Below are 17841 nucleotides of genomic sequence, written 5' to 3'. Positions count from 1 at the left end.
CCAGGTGAGCGCGCCGGGCGCCCGCATTGCCGCCGGCAGCGCGGCGTTCCGGCGCATCAACCGCGCCATGGCCTTTGGCGGCTTTTCCACTTTCGCCTTGCTGTACTGCGTGCAGCCCTTGATGCCGCTGCTGGGCCGCGACTTCGGCCTGTCCCCCGCGCAGAGCAGCCTGGTGCTGTCGGTGGCGACCGCCACGCTGGCGCTCGCGCTGCTGGGTTCCAGCAACGTTGCCGAGCGCTTCGGCCGCAAGAAAGTCATGGTCGGCTCGATGCTCAGCGGCGCCGTCCTCACATTGGGCTGCGCCTTCGCGTCCGACTACGTTCACCTGGTGGCGCTGCGCGCCTGCATGGGCCTGATGCTGGGCGGCTTGCCGGCCGTGGCCATGGCGTACCTCGGTGACGAGATCGAACCGACATCCCTTGGCCTGTCGATGGGCATGTACATCAGCGGCAGCGCCTTCGGCGGCATGACGGGGCGGGTGCTGTCGGCCTTCATCAGCGATTTCGCCTCGTGGCGCATTGCGCTCGGCGTGCTGGGCGCGGCCGGGCTGTATGCGGCGTGGGAATTCTCGCGCAGTCTGCCGGCCTCGCGCCATGGCGCGACGCTGCCGGCGCGTGGTCCTGGCTTTATTGCCGGAGTGCGCATTCACTTTCGTGATCCGGGGCTGCCGTGGCTGTTCGCGCTGTCGTTCCTGTTGATGGGCGCCTTCATCACGCTGTACAACTACATCGGTTACCGGTTGCTGGGCGCACCGTTCAACCTGCGGCCAAGCGCCGTCGGGTTGCTGTCGCTGCTGTACTTGCTGGGCATCGTCAGTTCGATGTGGGCTGGCAAGCTGGCCGACCGGCTCGGGCGGCGCAATGTGTTGTGGCTCCTGATGGGGGTGATGATCACCGGTCTGCTGATCACGCTGGCCGATTCACTGGTCGCGATCGTGCTGGGCGTGGGCCTGGCAACGTTCGGCTTCTTTGCCTCGCACTCGGTGGCCAGCAGCTGGGTCGGGCGGCGCGCACGGGCGCCACAGGCGCTGGCGTCGGGCATTTACCTGTTCTTCTATTACCTGGGGTCGAGCGTGGTGGGCTGGTCGGGCGGGTATGTCTACGAGCACTGGGGCTGGACCGGTGTCGTGACCATGCTGGCGGGGCTGCTGGGAGTGGGTTTGGCGATCGCGCTGCATCTGCGGCGGCTGGCGCCGTTGCCGATTAACTACTAGCGGAACTAACAAACAGGAAGACTTACGGGACAATACCGGTGCGGTGCGACGCGCGGACAGCGGCGCACAAGTAAAAACGCCACGCTGCGAAGCGTGGCGTTGTGCGATCAGCGGCGGGCTGCGCGGTTTTGCGGGCGCGGTGCGCCGTTGGTTTTGCCAAGGTGACGGAAGGTGATCCGGCCCTTGCTCAGGTCGTACGGCGACAGTTCGAGGCTGACCTGGTCGCCGGCGATGATGCGGATGTGGTTCTTGCGCATCTTGCCCGAGGTGTAGGCGATCAGCTTGTGGCCGTTTTCGCAGTCGATACGATAACGCGAGTCCGGCAGCACTTCAGCCACGACGCCATTCATTTCGATGAGTTCTTCTTTTGCCATGATGGAGCTCCTGTAAATTTTAATATTGGGTAATCACACCAGCCTGGCGCGCGGCGCACGGGCTGGCGGGTGATGCGGCCCGCATGAAGCAGGCGGTGTCAGGATGGGAATAATATTGACTTCGCTGGGTGTTGCGGCCCGTGTGCCATCTCGTGCCGTGGCGTCGCGCTTTGCGCGAATCATTTGTCCACAGGAACACGATATGGGGACGGTAGTAGAATTTTCCAGTGGCAATCTCGTGTTGTCATTCCTGAAACTTTGTAATCGTGGAGGAGTGATCGATGCCATACAAGCGATAGTGTAGCACGGTTGCCGGTCTGCGGTTCATGCACAGCCTTAATGACGATATAATCTGCCCAACTTCCGTTGCAGAAAGCAACGTCTTTCACCAGGTCTTCCGCGTGCCGCAACTGCCCACGTGTGCGTCGGCCAACTTTCCCGAGCTGCCCACATGAACGACCGCGCTTCCGACTCCCGCAGTGCCAGACCACTGCCGAACCGTATTTCGACCGGCATTGCCGGTCTCGACGACATCCTCGGTGGCGGCCTGACGCCGCAACGCGTGTATCTCGTCGAAGGCTCGCCCGGCGCCGGCAAGACCACGCTCGGCCTGCAGTTCCTGCTCGACGGGCTGGCGCGGGGTGAACCTGGCCTGTATGTCACCCTGTCCGAAACTGCCGATGAGCTTGTTGCGGTAGGTCAAAGCCATGGCTGGGACCTGGGCGCGCTGTCGATCTACGAGCTGGCGGGCGAGGACGATCTTGATGTCGATGCGCAACAGTCGGTGTTTCACCCGTCGGAGATCGAGCTGGGCGAAACCACGCGCAAGGTGATGGACCGAGTCGACGAACTGCGTCCGGTACGGGTGGTGTTCGACAGCCTGTCCGAAATGCGTCTGCTGGCCCAGAATCCGCTGCGTTACCGGCGCCAGATTCTCGCGCTCAAGCAATTTTTCACTGCGCGTGACTGCACCGTGTTGCTGCTCGACGACAAGACCAGCCAGTCCGACCAGCACCTGCACAGCATTGCGCACGGCGTCATCAGCCTGGAACAGATTGCCCGCGACTATGGCAAGGAGCGGCGCCGCGTCAACATCATCAAGATGCGCGGCATCCGCTTTCGCGGCGGCTTCCATGACTATGCGCTCGATACGGGTGGCATCACGATGTACCCGCGCCTGGTGGCTGCCGAGCACGTGCGCGACTTCGTGCCGCTGGTTGGCTCAAGCGGCTCCGACGGCTTCGACGCGCTGCTGGGCGGAGGCCTGATTCGCGGTACCAACACCTTGATCGTCGGGCCGTCCGGCATCGGCAAGACCACACTGTCCACGCGCTGCCTGCTGGCCGCGCTCGAGCGTGGCGAAAAGGCCGCGTATTACCTGTTCGACGAGGGCCTGGGCACCTTCTTTGCCCGCAGCACGCAACTGGGGCTGGACCTGCGGCCCTACCTGGCCACTGGCCAGCTCACGATGTGCCACTTCGATCCGGCCGAACTCTCGCCGGGCGAATTCGCGCAACTGTTGCGCGACGCCGTCGAACGCGACAGCACGCGCTTCATGGTGATCGACAGCCTGAACGCCTATCTGCAGGCGATGCCGGGCGAACAGTTCCTGACGCTGCAGATGCACGAATTGCTGTCGTACCTGAACCAGCAGGGCGTGACCACCGTCATGATCCTGGGCCAGCATGGCCTGATGGCCGAGGCCCGCACCGACATCGACCTGAGCTACCTGAGCGACAGCACGGTGCTGATGCGCTTTTTTGAGGCGAGCGGCAATGTGCGGCGCGCCATCAGCGTGATCAAGAGCCGTACTGCGCAGCATGCCCAGACGATCCATGAACTGCAACTGGGCGAGGGTGGCGTGCGCATCGGCGCGCCGCTCGTCGGGTTCGAGGGCGTGCTGACCGGCATCCCCAACTACCGCGGCACCACACCCATGATGGATCCGGTCCCCGATGCCGGGCACTAGCCAACCGCGCAGCGCGCACGAAGAGCGCATCCTGATGTTCGCGCCGCGCGGGCGCGATGCCGAGGTCATGGCGTCGGTGCTGCAGCGCGATGGCCTCGAGTGCATCGCCTTCACCGACTTCGCCCGGCTGGGCGCGGCCATTGCAGAAGGCGCCGGCGCGGCCATCCTGGCCGAAGAAGCGCTGCAGAACGTCGATGCCCGGGCCCTGCATGCCTGGCTCGAGGCGCAGGCGCCGTGGTCCGACTTTCCGTTCATCGTGCTGCTGGCCAAGACGATCGGCCTGCAGCAGGGCGCGGCCCGCGAACGCCTGGGCGACTACGGCAACGTGATCCTGCTCGAACGCCCGCTCAATGCGCAGACGCTGCGCAGTGCCAGCATCTCGGCCCTGCGCGCGCGCCGCCGCCAGTACCAGGCGCGCGACGTGCTGGCCGACCGCGAGCGCACGGCGCAAAGCCTGCACGACAGCCGCCAGGAACTCGTCGCCCTGAATGAAACGCTCGAATCGCGCATCGACGAGCGCACCCGCGCGCTGGCCCAGGCCAACGACCGCCTGATGAACGAGATCATCGAGCGCGAGCGGGTGCAGCAGGCGATGGCGCAGTACCAGAAGATGGAAGCGGTCGGGCGCCTGACCGGCGGCATTGCGCACGACTTCAACAACCTGCTCAATGTCATCCAGGGCAGCATGGACCTGATCCTCCTGATGTCGAAGGACGACGTGGCCAAGGGCCGCGCCGAGATCGCGCGCCGCGCCTGCCAGCGCGGCGGCAAGCTCACGAGCCAGTTGCTGGCGTTCGCGCGCAACCAGAGCCTCGACCTGCGCGAGACCGATATCGGCCTGCTGTTCGACGGCGTGCGCGAACTGGTGGCCAGCTCGGTCGGCTCGGCCATCCGGCTGCGCTTTGCCGTCGACCCGGATTGCGCGGCGGTGCTGGCCGACGGCAACCAGATGGAGATGGCCTTGCTGAACCTGGCCATCAATGCACGCGACGCGATGCCGGCCGGGGGCGAGCTGGTGTTCGCGGCCGCCATGTCGCCGCCCCCGGCGGGCCTGCTGGCCGACGGCGACTATGTGCGCATCACGGTGACCGACAGCGGCGAAGGCATGGCGCCGGAACTGGTGGCCAAGGTGTTCGAGCCGTTCTTCACGACCAAGGGCGTCAAGGGCACGGGGCTGGGCCTGAGCCAGGTGTACGGCATGGCGCAGCAATCGGGCGGCGCGGCGCGCATCGTCAGCGAGCAGGGCGTGGGCACCGCGGTGGAAATCTGGCTGCGCGCCGCCACCAATCTGGACGAGGCCGAGGTGGCGCCGGTGGCGCAGATGCCCGTGGCAAGCCAGCCGGCGCGCATCCTGATCGTGGAAGACGACGACTTCGTGCGCGCCTCGATGGTGTCGTCGCTCGAAGCGCTCGGCCACAAGGTGACGCAGGCGGCCGACGGCGAAGCGGGCCTCGCGGCGCTGCAACGGGCGCGCCCGGAGCTCCTGATCACCGATTACCTGATGCCCGGCATGACGGGCGCCGACCTGATGGTGCGCACGCGCGCCATGTTCCCCGGCCTGCCGATGATCATCGCCACCGGCTACGCCGACATGAAGGTGATCGAGCAGGTGATCGGCGACGACATCGTGCTGCGCAAACCGTTCCAGCTGGCCGAACTGGCGGTGAGCGTCGGCCAGGCCCTTGACCGCCAGCGCCAGCGCGACAGCGCGGCACTCGCATGAATGCACTGCCACTTTCCAACGGACGATCGTGACCATCGCACCTGACCCATTCGACTATGAAGCCGCCATCGGCGCCTGCGCCCGCGGCGACCGGCACGCCCTGCGCCGGCTGTATGACCAGGAAAGCCCGCGCCTTCTCGGCGTGGCGCTGCGCATCGTGCGCGACCGCCAGAGCGCCGAAGACGTCGTGCATGACGCCTTCGTGAGCATCTGGACCCGCGCCGGCACGTTTGATGCCACGCGCGGTTCGGGCCGCGGCTGGATGTACACGATCGTGCGCCATGCGGCGCTCGACGCCGTGCGCGATGGCGCCCACGAAGTCGGCGTCGACGAAGAAACGCTCGATGCGCTCGACACCGACGCCTTCGATCCGAATATGCAGGACGCCTTCGAGCTGCGCCAGGACATGGGCCGGCTGCACGAGTGCCTGACCCGGCTCGATCCGGCCAAGCGCAACAGCATCCTGCACGCGTATGTGGATGGCTTTTCGCACAGTGAAATCGCCGAGCGTCTCAAGTCGCCGCTTGGCACGGTCAAGGCCTGGATCAAGCGCGGCATGAGCGCGCTGCGGGAGTGCATGGTATGAACGCAACACACGATTACGACGAGCTGGCCGGCCAATACGTGCTGGGCACGTTGTCACGCGCCCAGCGGCTCGAGGTCGACGCTGCGCTGCCGGACAATGCCTCGCTGCGCGCCGCGGTCGCCTTCTGGGAAGAGCGCCTGCTGCCCCTCACCACGCTGGTGGAACCGAGCATGCCACCAGCGTCGCTGTGGGCGCGTATCGAGCGCAGCCTGGGGCCTGTCTCCAAACCCGCGCCGACTGCGCGCACTGGCTGGTGGGAGCGCCTGGGCCTGTGGCGCGGCCTGGCCGCCGGCGGTTTTGCGGCGGCTGCCGTGATGGCGGTGGTGGTCGGCCTGCGCGTCAACGACCTGCAGCAGCCGCATTACATGGTGGTGCTGGCCGCGCCGCAGAATGCGGCGCCGGGCTGGGTACTGAAGATGACGGGCGCGACGACGCTGCGCCTCGAACCGCTGGTCGCGACCGCCGTGCCGGCGCAGCGCGCACTGCAGCTGTGGACCAAGGCCGACGACTGGTCCGGTCCCGTGTCGCTGGGCCTCGTCAAGCCGGGCGAGACCGTCGAGGTCAAGCTCGACAAGCTGCCGAAGATCGTGCCGAACCAGCTGTTCGAAATCACGCTGGAGCCCGAAGCCGGCTCCCCGATCGGCAAGCCGACTGGCCCCATCCTGTTCATCGGACGCGCGGTCGTCATCTAGACATCGCGCGCACCAATGGAAAAGGGCGTTCCCACGCAAGCGGGAACGCCCTTTGTTCATCCTGCAGCGTGACTAATGCAGCCAGATCAACGCAGCCAGATCGCGATGTCCTTGATGCCTGGCGTGCCGCTGCCGATCCGCGATGCGGCCGGGTTGGCAGCGCCACCGATCAGGGCGCCGGCGCCGGTCGTGATGTCGACGCGGTACAGCGAGGTCGGGCCACCGTCGGTGGTGCGCAGCGCTGCCAGCACCAGGCCGTTGGCGCCGCCGGCGATGTCCATGCCGCCGTCGCCGGCGATCGTCACGCCCAGCGGGCCGACATTGACCAGCGTGCCATCATTTGGCGGGTTCTGCAGGGCCAGCACCGAGCTGGCGCTGTCGACGTCGAACAGCTGCGTCGTCGTCGCGTTCGGGATGCTGTTGGTGTAGGCGGCCGCTGCCACGCTAGGCGCCACGCCGGCGCGGTTGATGACGCCGTCGGTGGTCGTCGCGCCGGTGTCGACGTTGATGCGCAGGTTCTGGCCGCTGTTGCTGATCACACGCAGGCGGTCGGCCACCGGGTTGAAGTCGACGGCAAATGCGGTGCCGGCAATCGCGGTGTATGGCAGCGTGGTGTCGGTGCTGTCAGCGGCCAGCGTGGCTTTCACGGTCGCGACGCCGGTGGTTGGGTCGATCGTGATCAGGCGTGCGGTCGAGGTCAGGCCGTACAGCATGCCGTCACGTGGACGCACGTCGATGCCAAGCACGAGTTCGCCTGCGGCCAGGCCGCTGACGGTGACATTGGTGTCGAGCGTGTTCGGGGTGCCGACCTTGAAGCCGACCACGCGGTTATCGTCCGTCAGGCCCAGCACGACCGGCGTCTGCGCCGCGCGCAGCGCGATGCCGCGGATGTCTTCGGTCACGCCCAGCGCGCCCACCAGCGTGGCCGGTGCGCTCGTGGCAGCCAGGTTCACGCCATACAGGTTGCGTGCGCCGCCGACGGTGGCCACCATATAGCCCATGTTGGTGCGTGCATCGATGTCGAAGCCATTGACGGCGCCGGCCACGATGCCCAGCGGGACCGGGTTGGCCAGCGTGCCGTTGTTCGGCGGATTCTGCGTGTACAGCGTGTTGTTGACGGCATCGATGCCGAACAGCGTCGTCGAGCCGGTGCCGGCGAACGAGTTGGTGTAGGCCGAGGCGGAAATCGCCGTGTTCGCTGCGCCGCCATTGATGCTGCCGTCGGTGGTCGTCGCGCCGGTGTCGACATTGATGCGCAGGCTCTGGCCCGTGTTGCTGACAATGCGCAGGCGGTCGGCCATCGGGTTGAAGTCGACGCCGAAGTTGGTGCCGGCCAGCGCGGTGAACGCGTCGGTGGTGTCGGCAGGATCAGCGGCCAGGCGCGATTTGTTGGTCGCGGCGCCGGTCACCGGGTCGAGCGTGTACAGGCGGCCGGTCGAACCGACGCCGTAGAGCATGCCGTCGACCGGACGCATGTCGATGCCGACCAGGTTTTCGCCGCTCTGCAGGCCGGTGACCAGCACATTGGTGCGGATGGTCGCCGGGGAGGCGCGGTCGAACGAGATCAGGCGGTTGCTGACAGTCAGGGCAACCACATCGCCAACAGTTGCGGACACCGGCGGCGGGGTGGTCGGCGCCGGCGCGGCGTTGTTGTCGTCGTCGTCACTGCCGCATGCGGTCAGTGCAAGTGCGATCGAAGAAACGAGGACGAGCTTGGCGAATTGTGGTTTTTTCATGATATGTCCTTATTAGTAGAATGGGTCGTCAATATCCATCAGGGTGCATGGCCGCCGGGCAGGTTGCCATGTCGACACCGGTACTACGCGCCAGATGCAGCATTGGATGCAGTCCGGTGAAAATAAATTTTCCTGCGTAGCCCGGCGGGTGCCTGAACCCTGCGTGCCTGTGAGAATGCACGCATTTTGATGCCAATGTCGCATGTTACTCTTGGGCAATTCTGGTGCCGCTTTCCTGCGCCAGCAACCTCTGTTTCAACGGTGTCGTCATGCGTGTTTCCCTGGGTGAGGTCGTGTCCGTGCTCGCCTTTTCACTGGCTGGTGCAGGCTCGGCCATCAAGACCTGGTCGGCCCTGTCCCATACCGAGTTCACGCCAGGCTTCTATATTGCCGGCGCGCTCTTTAGCATGCTGATCTGTTCACTGTTCCTGCTGGCGTTCGCGTCGGTGCGGGCCTGGTCGCGGGCGCAATGAGTCCACCCTGAAGCGGCCGGTTGGTCGCCAGGGTGGAGGATGACGGGAAGAGGCGGGTCTAGACGACGCCGCGGTGCTGCAGGGCGGCGATCTCGCTGTCACTCTTGCCGAGTACATCGCGCAGGACGTCCAGCGTGTGCTGGCCCAGCGTGGGCGGCGCCACGCTGCTGGTGGCCGGCGTGGCCGACATGCGGATCGGATTGCGCACCAGCGTGACTTCGCCGGCGCTCGGATGCGGCAGCGCGATCGCCATGGCGCGCGCCTGCACCTGCTCGTTGGCGAAGACTTCGCCGACGTCGTTGATCGGCCCGCACGGCACGCCGTGTTCTTCCAGCAGTGCGATCCAGTCGGCGCGCGTTCGTTCGCCGACCATCTCGGCCAGCAGCGGCACGAGCACGTCGCGATGCTGCACCCGCAGCGGGTTGGTGGCAAAGCGCGTATCCAGCGCCAGCCCGGGCCGGCCACCCGCTTCGACGAACTTCTGGTACTGGCCATCGTTGCCGGCGGCGACGATGATGTGGCCATCCAGGCAGGCAAAGGTCTGGTACGGCACGATATTGGCGTGCGCATTGCCCCAGCGCTTCGGGGCCTTGCCGCTGTTGAGGTAATTGCTGCCGACATTGGCCAGCATCGCGACCTGCGTGTCGAGCAGCGCCATGTCGATGTGCTGGCCTTCGCCGGTGCGGTCGCGGTGCGTCAGCGCCGCCAGCACGGCCACCGTCGCATACATGCCCGTCATCAGGTCGGTCAGCGCCACGCCGGCCTTCTGCGGCCCGCCGCCAGGCACATCATCGCGCTCGCCCGTCACCGACATCAGGCCGCCCATGCCCTGGATCAGGAAATCGTAGCCGGCGCGGTGCGCATACGGCCCATCCTGGCCAAAGCCCGTGATCGAGCAGTAGACCAGGTCGGGTTTGAGCGCCTTGAGGCTGGCGTAGTCCAGGCCGTAGCGCGCCAGGTGCCCGACCTTGAAGTTCTCGAGCACTACGTCGCACGACAGCACCAGTTCGCGCAGCAAGGCCTGGCCTTCGCTGCTGGCGATATCGACCGTCATCGAGCGCTTGCCGCGGTTCGCCGTCAGGTAGTAGGCCGCTTCCTGCGTGTCGCGGCCAGCGGCGTCCTTCGCATACGGCGGGCCCCAGGCGCGCGTGTCGTCGCCGCTGCCGGGGCGTTCGATCTTGATCACGTCGGCGCCCAGGTCGGCCAGGTTTTGCGCGCACCACGGGCCGGCCAGCACGCGCGACAGGTCGAGCACGCGGATGTGGCCAAGCGCCTTGGGCAGCGATGTGGAAACGGAAGCGGAAGATGGGGTCATGGAGTAGGCAGCTCGAGCAATCATGAAGCGCCGATTATAACGGGCCGGCCATGGGCTGCGGCGCCAGCTGGGCGGCGGCGGACAGCGCGCGTTCCCGGTCGACGATGGCGTCAATCGTGCGCTCTTCCAGGCCCATCGCCGCGAGCACGAAGCTGGATAACTGCAGGCTCGCTTCCAGCGTTTCGGGCACGACGACCGAGGCGCCGGCCAGGCGCAGGTCGCGCGCGTGCTTCTCGTCGCGCGAGCGGGCGAACAAGGCCACGTGCGGGAATTCGCGCCGGATGCCGTGCACTGCCTGCAGCGCCGCGAGCGGCTGGTCCATCGTCAGCACGATCGCGGGCGCCTCGTCGGCGTGCACGCGGCGCAGCAGCTCGGGCCGCGCCGCATTGCCAAACCAGACGGGCCAGCCGTCGGCGCGCAGCTGCGCCACCAGCCGCGCATCGGTTTCGAACGCCACGAACGGAATATTCTGTGCAGTGAGCAGCTTGCCCAGTTGCTGGCCGACGCGGCCAAAGCCGGCAATGACAACCTGGCCGCGTGCGCTGCTCAGGGCGGCATGGTCGTGCTGCGCGGCGAGCTGGTCGCCGCGCGTTTCCAGCTGGTCGCCAATGGCCGTGCCCAGGCGCGCCAGCAGCGGCGTGATGAACAGCGACAGGCCGACCGCCAGCATCACGCGCGCGCCCAGCGCCGGATCGAGCACGCCGCTGCTGGCCGCATAGCCGATGACGATGAAGGCGAACTCGCCGCCCTGGCCCAGCAGCAGGCCACCTTCGACGGCGCGGCCCCACGGCAGGCCGCCAATCCGGAACAGCAGGGCCACGACAACGCCCTTGATCAGCACCAGCCCGAGGACGAAGGTGGCCAGCCACAGCGGTGCATCGAGAATCTGGCCGGTGTCGATGGTCATCCCGACCGTCATGAAGAACAGCCCCATCAGCAAACCCTTGAACGGCTCGACCATCAGTTCGACCTCGTGCTTGAATTCGGTCTCGGCCAGCAGCAGGCCGGCGATCAGGGCGCCCAGCGCCATCGACAGGCCGGCGGCGGCCGACAGCGCGGCGATGCCGAAGGTGGCAAGCAGCACCAGCGCCATGAACACGTCGGGCTGGCGCTGGCGGGCGAAGGCGCGAAACAGCGGGTGCACGACGCGCCCGCCCACCAGGTAAATGAGGGCAATCGCGCCGGCAGCCTTGGCCAGCGTGATCGCGGCCAGCAGCAGCGCGTCGTTGCCGTCGCCGGCGCCCTTGGCCAGCGCGCCGATCAGGATCAGGATCGGCACCACGGCCAGATCCTGCAGCATCAATACGGCGAACGCGGCCTGGCCCAGGCGCGTGCCGGTGCTGTGCTGCTGGTTCATCAGCTGCATGACAACGGCGGTGGACGACAGCGACAGCACGAGGCCGAGGATGACGGCGGCCTGGCCCGGCAAACCATACAGGTACAGCGCGGCGCCGATCAGCGTGGCGCTGGCCGCGACCTGCGCGGTGCCGGCGCCGAACACCCAGCGCCGCATCGACCACAGGCGCGCGGCCGACAGTTCCAGCCCAATCATGAACATCAGGAACAGCACGCCGATCTCGGCGAGCATCGAGATGCCGGGGCCGGCGGGGAAGGTGAGGAACGACAGCCACGGTGTGTGGACGGCCAGCGCGCCAAGGCCGAACGGGCCGAGCAGGGCGCCAACGGCGAGAAAGCCGAGCACCTGGTTGATGCGCAGGCGCTGCAGGGTAGGGATGAGGATGCCGGCCAGGATCAGGAACAGCAGGATTTCACGCAGGAAGGGAAAAGCGTGGTGGTCGTTCACGGTAATACCTGTTCGTGGAGGGTTGGCGCGATTGCCAACCCTACCACAACGACGGGTCAGGTCCCCGAGTGGATGGCCTCGTCCAGTTCGGCCTGGCGTTCGCCGCCGGCGACGTCCTGGCGCCGTTCGGCCTGCGCCTCGAGCTCGCGCCGTTCGTCACGGTCGGCGTTGCGCAGGTCGATGTAGCGGCGCAGCGCATCGTCGAGCGTCGGCAGCAGCGCGCCCCGTTCGCTGGCGAGCGCGCAATAGCGTGGGCGCGGCGCCGTGAAGCCGAATTCCTCGGCCGCTTTTGATTCCAGACTGCCTGCATCGATGCCGGCCAGTTCGGCCGCGCGGCGCGCCAGCTCGGCCCAGGTGAGTTCGCCCTGGTTCGCAAGGTGCCAGATGCCCGCTTCGCCATCCACGGCGAGGTCGAGGCACGCATGCACTAGGTCGGGTACGAAGGTCGGCGACACGGTCAGGTCGCCGGCCGCGACGAACGGGTCGCCCCGTTCCAGCGCAGCGAGTGCCTGGGTGACGAAGTTGTGCTCGTCCCACGGGCCGAAGAACGCGCTGGTGCGCACGACCAGCGCGCCCGGGTGATTCAGCAGAACGACACGCTCGGCCTCGGCCTTGCTGCGGCCGTACACGCCCAGCGGCGCGACCGGGTCGGACTCGACATACGGTCGCTCGTTGCTGCCATCGAACACGAGGTCGCTCGAGAACGTTGTCAGGTGGATGCCATGCTGCGCGCAGGCGGCGGCCAGCGTCGCCGCGCCCACGGTGTTTTCGCGCATGCAGCGTTCGAGTTCGCTCTCGGCGTCGTCCACGCGCACGTAGCCGCAGGTATTGATCACGGCCCACGGCTTGTAGCGGGCCAGCGCGCGTTCGACGGATTCCTGGTCAGCGATGTCCATGTCCTGGCGCGACAGCAGGCGGTGCGCCAGATTGCGCTTTTCGCAGATGCGGGCAAAGGCGCGGCCCAGCGTGCCGGTGGCGCCCAGGATCAGGATCGGCGGGGCGCTCGTGTCAACCACGCGGTGGCCGTCGGTGGTGGTGGACGTCACCGTGTCGGGCATGGCAACCGGCTGACAGACGAAGCGGCCCGGGCGACGCCACCAGCCCTGCGCGCGCAGCACCGGATGCGACAGTGGCTCGCCGGCGGCCAGTTCATTCATCATCGTGGCCAGCGCGGTGCGGCGCGGCAGCGGCGAGCGCACGTCGAGCGGGCCCGGTTCGTAATAGCCATGTTCGGCGGTGACGAGACAGTTCCAGTCGAATGAGCCGAGCAGCGCCCAGACGGTCACGGCGCGCACGTCAACACCGTTGGCGCGCGACTGCTGCGCGGCTTCCCAGATTTCAAGGAGCCAGCGCATCTGGTCTTCGCGGTTGGCGTCGATATGCGCCTCGGTGATTGCCAGCGGGATCCCGTAGCGGTCCCAGATTTCCTGCAGCAGCGGAGCGATGCCGGGCGTGGGCGTGGCCAGCACGCGCGAGGCTTCGACGTCGGCGCAGGGCAGGTCGTCAGCCATGCCGCGGTGATGCGCCGGATAGCGCTCCGGGCGATGGTCGAGCCAGCGCTCGCTGGTGACATAGTAGTTGCAGCCGATGATGTCGGGCGGGCACGGGTTGTCGCGGAACCAGAGGAGCTCGGCGGCATCGGCGCCGTGACGCAGCAGGTAGTTCCACAACGGGTGGTCGGGCACGACCATCCCGCACAGCAGGTCCCAGCCCAGCCAGCGGCGCTCGTTGTAGAACTCGGCGACATCGCTCAGTTCCGGCGTGCTGTAGGTCTTGCCGAGATCATCCGTCTGGATCAGCTTGGCATCTGGATTGACGGCGCGGATCGCGCGCATCGACAGCACGGTGGCGCGGCACTGGTTGAGCAGCGCCTGGATGAACGTGCGGTCATCGCGCCCGTGCGGATACCAGACGCCGTACAGGCCGGCAAAGCGTGCCGTCGTGCAGATTTCATTGACGGGGGTGTAGTACTCCAGCCAGGGATAGCGCGCAGCGACCGCACCGGCGTACTCGGCCAATGCTGGTGCGAAGCCGGGGTCGATCAGGCTCGTGTGGCGCGGACCGCTGCCATGGTGGACCAGCCCGGCGATCGGCGTGACGCCGGCAGCGCGCAGGGCGTTCAGGCGTTCGTCGGGCCAGTGCCAGTTGGCATGCTCGAGGCCATCCGGCGCCGTGCGTTCCCACAGGATCGGGTAGCGGATGGCGCGGATACCGAGGCCGGCGAAGCGCTCGATGTCGCAGGGCCGGTCGCTGTGGCCGTTACGGTCGAGCTGGCTGAAATAGGCGTCCTGCACGCGGTTGACGGTGCATTCGAGGCCGCCCCAGAGTTCGAGGGGGTGGTTCTGGTGATCCTGGCTGTTCGTGCTCTTGTTCATGGCTTGATTCCTTAATATTATTGCAACTAGCTGTTCGACATGACGTGCTCTGCGAAGTGCCCCAGTTAATTTCTGCGGTGTTGGGAGAGCCTGCTGCCGGGTCATGGTCCGGGTGGCGGTTGACAGCGCGGCGGCAACCTGCAACCATGCGGTCCATGATCTTTCCGAAAGCACATCCAATTCTTCTTTCCTGGTGGCGCCGCTGACAGCGCGCGGCCACGGGAAATGATGTGCATTTCATAGCCGCCTCGATTCAGGCGGCGTTCATTGTTGATACGCAGCGATCGGGGCATAGAACCAGGAACCTCGATGACACTGCCTACTTCAACTACGACTTCTACCGATATTGCAACGACCGCTGCAACGACCGCCCCAGCAACGCCGGCTGCCAACTCGATCATCCTGACCGGTGACCGGCCGACGGGCCCGCTGCACCTGGGCCACTTCGTCGGCAGCCTGCGCGATCGCGTGGCGTATCAGCATCAATACCGTCAGTTCGTCATGCTCGCCGACTCGCAGGCCATGACCGACAATATGGATGACTTGGGTAAGGTACACCGGAACGTGGTCGAAGTGGCGCTCGATTACCTTGCTGTCGGGATCGATCCGGCCAAGACGACCGTGTTCATCCAGTCGCAAATCCCCGAGCTGACCGAGCTGACGTTCTATTACCTGAACCTCGTGACCGTCGCGCGCCTCGAGCGCAACCCGACCGTCAAGGCCGAAATCGTCCTGCGCGGCTTCGAGCGCGACATCCCGGCGGGCTTTTTGACCTACCCGGCCAGCCAGGCTGCCGACATCACCGCCTTCAAGGCGAACATGGTGCCGGTGGGTGAAGACCAGATTCCGATGATCGAGCAGTGCAACGAGATCGTGCGCAAGTTCAACCGCATCGTCGGGCGCGACATCCTGGTGGAAGCCAAGGCCTTCGTGCCTGAAGTGGGGCGCCTGCCAGGCATCGACGGCAAGGCTAAGATGAGCAAGTCGCTGGGTAACACGATCAACCTGGGCGCCAGCCCTGACGAGATCCGCGCCGCCGTCAAAAACGTCTACACCGACCCGCTGCACCTGAAGGTGTCCGACCCGGGCCACATCGAAGGCAACGTCGCCTTTACGTACCTGGACGCGTTCGATACCGACAAGGACGGACTGGCCGAGATGAAGGCGCATTACCAGCGCGGCGGCCTGGGCGACAGCATCGTCAAGAAGCGCCTCGAAGGCATCCTGCAGGACATGCTGGCGCCGATCCGCGCGCGCCGTGAAGAGTTCGCGAAAGACCCGGCTTACGTCATGCAGATGCTGAAGGAAGGCACGATGAAGGCGCGTGAAGTCGCGGCCGCGACGACCGATGAAGTCAAGAAGGCGCTGGGCCTGTCGTACTTCTGATGTCCTTCTGACCGGTATCGCGCTGCGATACCGGTGGTATCGCAGCGCAAGGTAATGTTGACTATCGGTAGCGTAGAGCGCCCGGGGATGGCAAGCTGCGTGCTTGTCCATCACCCAGGAGTTCCTCATGAGCAAAGGCCTTCGTCTGACTGAAACATGGATGCAGCGCGCCCTGTGGCTCGTTGCGTTCGTATTCGCCGGCTTTTTGATCGGGCTTGGCAGCCTGATCGTGCAGAACGTGCGCGAAGTTGAAGCGCCACTGATGCTCGAGCAATTCATGGACCCGGCCCAATTGGCCAGCGTGCAGGCCGAGCGGGAAGCGGCGCACAAGGCGCAGGAGCAGGCCCGGTCGCGCCTGGAGCAGGCGACCCAGAAGCACACGGTGGCCAGCGCGAATACTGCCTCGGCGCGCGAGACGTTTGGCAACTGGCTGGCGACGCGGCAGGTGACGGCGCGGCCCGAGCAGGATCCGGAGTTAATCAAGCGCACCGAAGCACTCGATGCGCTCGCCAGTGCCGAGCGCACGGCGCTTGCCGCAGTGGAGGCCGAACAGCAGACGCTGCTCGACGCAACCCAGGCCGGCGAGCGTGCCGGCAGCCGCTGGCGTGCGCTGGAAGAGCCGGCAGAGGCGGCGTTGTTCGACGCGCAGGCTGCGCGTGATCTGCGCGTGTTTGGCTATCGGCTCGCGCTGACCCTGCCACTGTTGCTGGTGGCAGGCTGGTTGTTCAAGCACAAGCGCAAGACACCCGACTGGCCGTTCGCCTGGGGCTTCATCCTGTTTGCGCTGTTCACATTCTTCTTCGAACTGGTGCCGTATCTGCCGAGCTATGGCGGGTATGTGCGCTACATCGTCGGCATCATCCTGACGGTCGTTGCCGGGCGCTATGCGATCAGGTGGTTGCAGGGGTATCTGGCGCGCCAGAAGCTGGCCGAGGCATTGCCCGATGCCGAGCGGCGCCAGGGGATGCGCTATGACGTGGCCCAGACCCGGCTGGCAAAAAGCCTGTGCCCCGGGTGCGAGCGGGCGGTCGACCTGAAAGATGGCAAGAACGATTTCTGCCCGCACTGCGGCATCGGCCTGTTCAACCGCTGCACTGCCTGCACGACGCGCAAGAATGCGTTTGCACGCTTCTGTTTTGCGTGCGGCGCGGCGGCCAACACGACACTGGAAGACTGAATGAAAAAAACCGCAGCCGGCGGGGCCGGTTGCGGTTTTGTTTATTGCGCGCTAGGTGCAGGGTGGGCGGGTTCCCCGCCCACGCGTCCAACACACCTTCGCATACCAAGGAAGAAGTGAAGTACGCGCTACCCGATATCAGTCACGCAGATCAGCCGGCACCTTGCCGCCATTGGCCGCCAGCTTGTTCATGACCTGGCGGTGCAGCCAGATGTTCATCTTGGCCGAATCGTTCATGTCACCCGTGTAGTTCAGCTCAGCGGCGAGTTCCTTGCGCGACTGCAGGCTGCTGTCCAGACCGAGCAGCTTGAGCAGGTCGACGATCGACGAACGCCAGTTCAGTTGCTGGCCCGACGAGGCGAGCATGCCGTTCAGAACCTGCTCGACGTCCACCGGCTGGGCAGGTGCTGCGGCTGGCGCCGGCGCTGCTGCTGGTGCGGCGGCCGTTGGTGCTGCGGGTGCTGCGGTCGGGGCAGCAGGTGCAGCCGCTGGCGTTGCCGCCGGTGCTGCGTCTTTTTTGCCTGGGAAAATTTTATGGAAGATGTTGCTCAGGATACCCACGGGACCCTCCTTTTCTGGTGATTGCTTACGGATATTGTTTGCCATGTAACCCAGTGCGACGGCCAGGGCGGCGCCCCCGGCAGCCTTGATCAGCGTCGGATGCTCGGCGTAGAAATCGCTCATGCGATCGACGATGCCGGGATTCTGCTGTTGTGCTTTTTCAGCCAGTTCCTGTACTTGCTCGGGCGAGACCTGCGCCGCCTGTTCAGGCGTGACTTGCGTCGGCACATTGTTGCCGAAGATCTTGCTCAGTGCGCCACCGGCAACCGACGACAGTACGCCGCCGCCCGCGCCACCCAGCAAGCTGGTCAGCATGCCGGCGCGCTGGTTCTGGTCGCTCTGGCCAAACAGCTGGCTGACCATCTGCGGGAACGGTGGCGTCTGGTCGGAGCGCAGTGCGCTCGCGATGCCCTGCGCGACGCTGGCCCGGGGCGCGTTCTGCGCTACCTGGTCGAAG

14 protein-coding genes are annotated in these 17841 nt (G+C 66.1%); 8 read left to right on the top strand and 6 right to left on the bottom strand.

The annotated features are described in order from the left end of the window. Positions 1-4: 4 nt before the first annotated feature. Positions 5-1213, top strand: a complete 1209-nt coding sequence (locus tag AC56LN_RS21605; protein WP_499574644.1) for an MFS transporter — start codon at positions 5-7, stop codon at positions 1211-1213. Between the two features lie 107 nt (positions 1214-1320). Here the strand turns inward: AC56LN_RS21605 and infA are convergent, their stop codons facing one another. Next, entirely contained in the window at positions 1321-1587 is a 267-nt protein-coding gene (gene infA, locus AC56LN_RS21600; RefSeq protein ID WP_482897817.1) for a translation initiation factor IF-1, read from the bottom strand. A gap of 451 nt (positions 1588-2038) precedes the next feature. Between infA and AC56LN_RS21595 the strand changes: the two genes are divergently transcribed. The 4 genes from AC56LN_RS21595 to AC56LN_RS21580 are packed head-to-tail and all read left to right on the top strand — an operon-like array spanning position 2039 to position 6557. After that, positions 2039-3556, top strand: a complete 1518-nt coding sequence (locus tag AC56LN_RS21595; RefSeq protein ID WP_499574643.1) for an ATPase domain-containing protein — start codon at positions 2039-2041, stop codon at positions 3554-3556. Continuing rightward, the gene (locus AC56LN_RS21590; protein WP_499574642.1) at positions 3543-5279 is read left to right on the top strand and encodes a response regulator; all 1737 of its coding nucleotides are present in this window, start codon (positions 3543-3545) and stop codon (positions 5277-5279) included. Before AC56LN_RS21595 ends, AC56LN_RS21590 begins: the two co-directional genes overlap by 14 nt. A gap of 28 nt (positions 5280-5307) precedes the next feature. After that, on the top strand, positions 5308-5865 hold the full coding sequence (locus AC56LN_RS21585; protein WP_499574641.1) for a sigma-70 family RNA polymerase sigma factor: 558 nt from the start codon (positions 5308-5310) through the stop codon (positions 5863-5865). Beyond that, the gene (locus tag AC56LN_RS21580) at positions 5862-6557 is read left to right on the top strand and encodes an anti-sigma factor (protein WP_499574640.1); all 696 of its coding nucleotides are present in this window, start codon (positions 5862-5864) and stop codon (positions 6555-6557) included. Before AC56LN_RS21585 ends, AC56LN_RS21580 begins: the two co-directional genes overlap by 4 nt. An 86-nt stretch (positions 6558-6643) precedes the next feature. Here AC56LN_RS21580 and AC56LN_RS21575 read toward each other — a convergent pair whose 3' ends face one another. Then, positions 6644-8293, bottom strand: a complete 1650-nt coding sequence (locus AC56LN_RS21575) for a DUF4394 domain-containing protein (RefSeq protein WP_499574639.1) — start codon at positions 8291-8293, stop codon at positions 6644-6646. A gap of 269 nt (positions 8294-8562) precedes the next feature. Between AC56LN_RS21575 and AC56LN_RS21570 the strand changes: the two genes are divergently transcribed. Continuing rightward, positions 8563-8766: a hypothetical protein gene (locus AC56LN_RS21570; protein WP_499574638.1), complete on the top strand. Its 204-nt coding sequence runs from the start codon at positions 8563-8565 to the stop codon at positions 8764-8766. 58 nt (positions 8767-8824) lie between these two features. On the opposite strand, the gene AC56LN_RS21565 is transcribed toward AC56LN_RS21570, so the two are convergent. The 3 genes from AC56LN_RS21565 to AC56LN_RS21555 are packed head-to-tail and all read right to left on the bottom strand — an operon-like array spanning position 8825 to position 14260. Continuing rightward, positions 8825-10081, bottom strand: coding sequence for a CaiB/BaiF CoA transferase family protein (locus tag AC56LN_RS21565; RefSeq protein WP_499574637.1), 1257 nt, complete (start codon positions 10079-10081; stop codon positions 8825-8827). Between the two features lie 34 nt (positions 10082-10115). Then, entirely contained in the window at positions 10116-11885 is a 1770-nt protein-coding gene (locus tag AC56LN_RS21560) for a cation:proton antiporter domain-containing protein (RefSeq protein ID WP_499574636.1), read from the bottom strand. A gap of 56 nt (positions 11886-11941) precedes the next feature. Continuing rightward, positions 11942-14260 (bottom strand): family 1 glycosylhydrolase, encoded by a 2319-nt coding sequence (locus tag AC56LN_RS21555; RefSeq protein ID WP_499574635.1) that lies wholly within the window; start codon positions 14258-14260, stop codon positions 11942-11944. A gap of 309 nt (positions 14261-14569) precedes the next feature. Here AC56LN_RS21555 and trpS point away from each other — a divergent pair, with 309 nt between their 5' ends. Both trpS and AC56LN_RS21545 read left to right on the top strand, forming a co-directional pair. Continuing rightward, the gene (trpS, locus tag AC56LN_RS21550) at positions 14570-15646 is read left to right on the top strand and encodes a tryptophan--tRNA ligase (protein ID WP_499574634.1); all 1077 of its coding nucleotides are present in this window, start codon (positions 14570-14572) and stop codon (positions 15644-15646) included. Between the two features lie 127 nt (positions 15647-15773). Next, positions 15774-16823 (top strand): serine endopeptidase, encoded by a 1050-nt coding sequence (locus AC56LN_RS21545; RefSeq protein ID WP_499574633.1) that lies wholly within the window; start codon positions 15774-15776, stop codon positions 16821-16823. 138 nt (positions 16824-16961) lie between these two features. On the opposite strand, the gene AC56LN_RS21540 is transcribed toward AC56LN_RS21545, so the two are convergent. Then, complete coding sequence (locus AC56LN_RS21540; RefSeq protein ID WP_499574700.1) at positions 16962-17384, bottom strand: DUF3597 domain-containing protein; 423 nt, start codon at positions 17382-17384, stop codon at positions 16962-16964. Positions 17385-17841: the final 457 nt, after the last annotated feature.

The organism is Telluria sp. ZT3P26, from assembly GCF_059686035.1.
This window is presented reverse-complemented; position numbering and strand designations above follow the sequence as displayed.

Bases quoted from the DNA above. Each gene is read 5' to 3' on its own strand.
- infA (WP_482897817.1), bottom strand. From the start codon at position 1,587: ATGGCAAAAGAAGAACTCATCGAAATGAATGGCGTCGTGGCTGAAGTG.
- AC56LN_RS21595 (WP_499574643.1), top strand. From the start codon at position 2,039: ATGAACGACCGCGCTTCCGACTCCCGCAGTGCCAGACCACTGCCGAAC.
- AC56LN_RS21590 (WP_499574642.1), top strand. From the start codon at position 3,543: ATGCCGGGCACTAGCCAACCGCGCAGCGCGCACGAAGAGCGCATCCTG.
- AC56LN_RS21580 (WP_499574640.1), top strand. From the start codon at position 5,862: ATGAACGCAACACACGATTACGACGAGCTGGCCGGCCAATACGTGCTG.
- AC56LN_RS21575 (WP_499574639.1), bottom strand. From the start codon at position 8,293: ATGAAAAAACCACAATTCGCCAAGCTCGTCCTCGTTTCTTCGATCGCA.
- AC56LN_RS21570 (WP_499574638.1), top strand. From the start codon at position 8,563: ATGCGTGTTTCCCTGGGTGAGGTCGTGTCCGTGCTCGCCTTTTCACTG.
- AC56LN_RS21565 (WP_499574637.1), bottom strand. From the start codon at position 10,081: ATGACCCCATCTTCCGCTTCCGTTTCCACATCGCTGCCCAAGGCGCTT.
- AC56LN_RS21555 (WP_499574635.1), bottom strand. From the start codon at position 14,260: ATGAACAAGAGCACGAACAGCCAGGATCACCAGAACCACCCCCTCGAA.
- trpS (WP_499574634.1), top strand. From the start codon at position 14,570: ATGACACTGCCTACTTCAACTACGACTTCTACCGATATTGCAACGACC.
- AC56LN_RS21545 (WP_499574633.1), top strand. From the start codon at position 15,774: ATGAGCAAAGGCCTTCGTCTGACTGAAACATGGATGCAGCGCGCCCTG.